General features: G+C 73.0%; 5 protein-coding genes. 1 reads left to right on the top strand and 4 read right to left on the bottom strand.

Going from position 1 to position 3,536, the window contains the following annotated elements:
* Window positions 1-26 precede the first annotated feature (26 nt).
* Window positions 27-308, bottom strand: coding sequence for a DUF6158 family protein (locus tag AE652_RS37790; protein ID WP_049659828.1), 282 nt, complete (start codon window positions 306-308; stop codon window positions 27-29).
* A 140-nt stretch (window positions 309-448) separates the two neighbouring features.
* On the opposite strand from AE652_RS37790, the gene AE652_RS37785 reads away from it, so the two are divergent.
* Window positions 449-1,432 (top strand): adenosine deaminase, encoded by a 984-nt coding sequence (locus AE652_RS37785; protein ID WP_049659827.1) that lies wholly within the window; start codon window positions 449-451, stop codon window positions 1,430-1,432.
* 45 nt (window positions 1,433-1,477) lie between these two features.
* On the opposite strand, the gene AE652_RS37780 is transcribed toward AE652_RS37785, so the two are convergent.
* The 3 genes from AE652_RS37780 to AE652_RS37770 all read right to left on the bottom strand — a co-directional run.
* Window positions 1,478-2,098 (bottom strand): vitamin K epoxide reductase family protein, encoded by a 621-nt coding sequence (locus AE652_RS37780; RefSeq protein WP_049659826.1) that lies wholly within the window; start codon window positions 2,096-2,098, stop codon window positions 1,478-1,480.
* Entirely contained in the window at window positions 2,095-2,886 is a 792-nt protein-coding gene (locus AE652_RS37775) for a thioredoxin domain-containing protein (RefSeq protein WP_049659825.1), read from the bottom strand. Before AE652_RS37775 ends, AE652_RS37780 begins: the two co-directional genes overlap by 4 nt.
* Before the next feature lie 102 nt (window positions 2,887-2,988).
* Window positions 2,989-3,536, bottom strand: a 548-nt coding sequence (locus tag AE652_RS37770) for a hypothetical protein (RefSeq protein ID WP_049659823.1), incomplete at its 5' end; no start/stop codon positions are given.

The raw sequence follows: 3,536 nt of genomic DNA, 5'->3' as shown, positions 1-3,536 counted from the left end.
TCCCGGCGGGCGCGCGGCCCGCCCCGTCACTCCGGCAGCGACTCCACCCGGGCCGCCGCCTCCCGGGCGCGGGCCCCGGCCCTGGTCCGCGCGGCGGTGACCTGTCGGCTCGGGAAGCGGTGCAGGTACTCGGCCTCCAGCTCCCCGGTGCGCAGCGTGTGCCGCTTCAGCGCCTCCTCCGAGCCGTACAGGAACGTCTCGTGCCGCGTGCGGTGCAGCTGCTCCAGCTCGTGCAGGAGCGTGTCGTTGCCCAGGGCGTGCGCGGAGATGCCCGCGGGCCGGATGTGCGGGTCTTCGGCGTGCCGCATCTCGGTGCCTCCTCGGCGGAAGTCCCCTCCTCCAGGGTGCCCGCCGACCGCCGCCGCTGCACCCGGTCCGTCGGCGCGGATCATAGGATGAATCCTTCCGTACACGTTCAGGACCACCCCGCTAGCGCTCGGACACCCACATGCCGCTTCCCAAGGCCGAACTCCACCTGCACATCGAAGGCACCCTGGAGCCCGAACTCGCCTTCGAGCTCGCCGCCCGCAACGGTGTCGAGCTGCCGTACGCCGACACCGAGGCGCTGCGCGAGGCGTACTCCTTCAGCGACCTCCAGTCCTTCCTGGACCTCTACTACGCGCTGATGGCCGTGCTGCGCACCGAGGACGACTTCGCCGACCTCGCCGACGCCTACCTGGCCCGGGCCGCCGAGCAGGGCGTCCGCCACGCGGAGATCTTCTTCGACCCGCAGGCGCACACCGCGCGCGGGGTGCCGCTGGGCGTGGTGGTCGACGGGCTGACCCGGGCGCTGGAGCGCGCCGAGGAGCGGTACGGCATCAGCACGCAGCTGATCATGTGCTTCCTGCGGGACGAGTCCGCCGAGTCCGCGCTGGAGACCTTCGAGGCCGCCCGCCCGTACTTCGGCCGGATCGCCGGCATCGGCCTGGACTCCGCCGAGGTCGGCCACCCGCCGGTCAAGTTCCGCGAGGTGTACCGCCGGGCCGCCGAGGCCGGGCTGCGCCGGGTCGCCCACGCGGGCGAGGAGGGCCCGGCCGCGTACATCACCGAGGCGCTGGACGTCCTCGGCGTGGAGCGGATCGACCACGGGCTGCGCTGCCTGGAGGACGGCGAGCTGGTCGCCCGCCTGGTGCGCGAGCAGGTCCCGCTGACCCTCTGCCCGCTCTCCAACGTCCGGCTGCGCTGCATCGACACCCTCGCCGACCACCCGCTGCGCGAGATGCTGGACGCCGGCCTGCTGGTCACCGTCAACTCCGACGACCCGGCGTACTTCGGCGGCTACGTGGAGGACAACTTCCGCGCCGTGCGCGAGGCCCTCGCCCTCGACCAGGAGACCCTGCGCCGGCTGGCCGCCAACTCCTTCCGCGCCTCCTTCATCAGCGAGGAGCGCCGCGCCGAACTCCTCGCCGAGGTCGCCGCGTACGCCTTCTGACCTGCCGGACCGCCGCCCCCGCGCGGGCGGGGGCGGCGGACGGGGTCAGAGCAGGGTGCTCCAGTAGTACCAGAACCGGTTGAGGACCAGCAGCGCGATCACCGCGTACCACAGCGCCGGGACGACCCAGTGGTAGCGGGCCGCCTCCCGGACGGCCACCCGCAGCCGCGGGCCCACCGGGATCACACCCGAGCGCAGGTTGTGCAGCGTGGTGTACCAGAACAGCGCCACCACCGTCGCCCACACCACCATGCAGTACGGGCAGAGCGCGCCGATCCGGTACAGCGCCTGGTACATCAGCCAGGTCACGAAGCCGATGCCGAACACCGTCCCGGCCTGCAGGCCGAGCCAGAACCAGCGCCGGAACGCCGCCCCGGACAGCAGCCCGGCACCGACCGCGATCACCACCCCGAAGGCGACCAGCCCGATCAGCGAGTTGGGGAAGCCGAAGGCCTCCGCCTGGTCGCTGCGCATGATCGAACCGCAGCTGATGATCGGGTTGATGTTGCAGCTGGGGACGTAGGACGGGTCCTCCAGCAGCCGGATCTTGTCCAGGGTGAGGACCGTCGAGGCGAACAGGCCGACGGCGCCGCCGATCAGCAGCAGCCAGGCGAACGGGCGGCTCGCGCCGTACACGGGCCGCCCGGCGGGGGCGCCGGCCGTCACCCGGTCACCTGCTTGACCATCGCGGTGAACTGCTCGGGGGAGACGGCCTTGCCGTTGTTCAGGACGTCCAGCTTCTTGCCGTCCAGCTTGACGGTCGGGGTGCCGGTGACGTCGCTCTTGTTGAACTCCTCGTTGACCTTGGCCGCCCACGGCGCGTACGTGCCGTCCTGGACGGCCTTGACGAATGCGTCGGTCTTCAGCCCGGGCACCTGGCCGGCCAGGTCCAGGATGTGGTTGACGTCGCCGAAGCCGTCCTCGCGCTCGTCCGGCTGGTTGGCGTACAGCACGTCGTGGAACGCCTTGAACTTGTCCACGCCCTCGTTCAGCGCGGCGCCGGCCGCGGCCAGCGCGGTGCGCGAACCCTTGCCGCCCAGGTTGTTGTCCAGGAACGTCGCCAGGTGGTAGTCGACCTTGTACGTGCCGTCGTCGGCGAGCTGCTGGATCGCCTTGCCGGTGGTGGTCTCCAGCTGCTCGCAGAACGGGCAGCGGAAGTCCTCGTAGACGTCCAGGGTGTGCGGGGCGTCGGCCTTGCCGTAGGTGATCACGGTGCCGTTGGTGCCGCTCGCGTTGGCCGGCACGACCAGCGGGCCGTTCGCGGCGTTCGAACCGGAGCCGGAGGAGCCGCCGACGGCGAAGGCCACGCCCGCCACCAGGGCGAGCACGGCGGCGGAGGCACCGCCGACCACCACCCGGCGGCGGATCCGGTCGGAGCGCTCGGCCTGGGCGCGGGCGACGCGCATGCGGTCGGTGGCGGAGGCCTTCTTGTCGGTCTTGCGGGTGTTGCTCATGGGGTGTCGTCCTGTGCTCTCGGGCGTACGGGTCGGCGCGGCCGGTCGGGGCCAGCGCGGGAGGAGAGAACAGCCGACTGAGCGGGCGGGGAAGCCCGTGGCTCAGACGGCCAGGGCGAACACCGGCGGACCGCGCCGGACGGCCGGACGGACGACGACGTCCTCGGCGGGGACCAGCACGCGGCTGGCCCGGGGGAACGGCACCCGGGACGGCGGACGGGACGGCAGCGGCGCGACCAGCAGCCGCAGCCAGCGGGCGGCGGCCGGCAGGTGGCGGTGCAGGAACTCGCCCAGCATCCGGACGGCCCCGGCCAGGCAGCAGAGCGCGGCGTCCGCGCGGCTCAGCCAGAAGGCGCCGGCCAGCGCGATCACCGTGTGCAGCAGGAGGAGCAGCAGCAGGCCGGTCTGGGCGGAGACGCCGTGGCCGAGCAGGAAGCCGCCGAGCGAGCCGCCGCCGCAGAGCAGCGGCTGGAGACCGTGTCCGGTGCCTGGCGGCAGCGAGGGACAGGTGCTCTGGGCGAGGTCGAAGAGGGCGCCGGCGGCCAGCTCCAGCGGCAGGAACACCGCCGCGACCGCCGGGAAGCCGCGTTCGCGGCCGGCCAGGGCGAAGGCCGCGGCGAAGACGGCGACCACGGCGACGGTGATGCCGA

It is taken from the genome of Kitasatospora sp. MY 5-36, assembly GCF_001182915.1.
Classification (GTDB): Bacteria; Actinomycetota; Actinomycetes; order Streptomycetales; family Streptomycetaceae; genus Kitasatospora.
This window is presented reverse-complemented; position numbering and strand designations above follow the sequence as displayed.

What these genes read in the sequence shown, in the direction of transcription:
- AE652_RS37790 (WP_049659828.1), bottom strand. Translation starts at nt 308, where the DNA reads ATGCGGCACGCCGAAGACCCGCACATCCGGCCCGCGGGCATCTCCGCG.
- AE652_RS37775 (WP_049659825.1), bottom strand. Translation starts at nt 2,886, where the DNA reads ATGAGCAACACCCGCAAGACCGACAAGAAGGCCTCCGCCACCGACCGC.
- AE652_RS37785 (WP_049659827.1), top strand. Translation starts at nt 449, where the DNA reads ATGCCGCTTCCCAAGGCCGAACTCCACCTGCACATCGAAGGCACCCTG.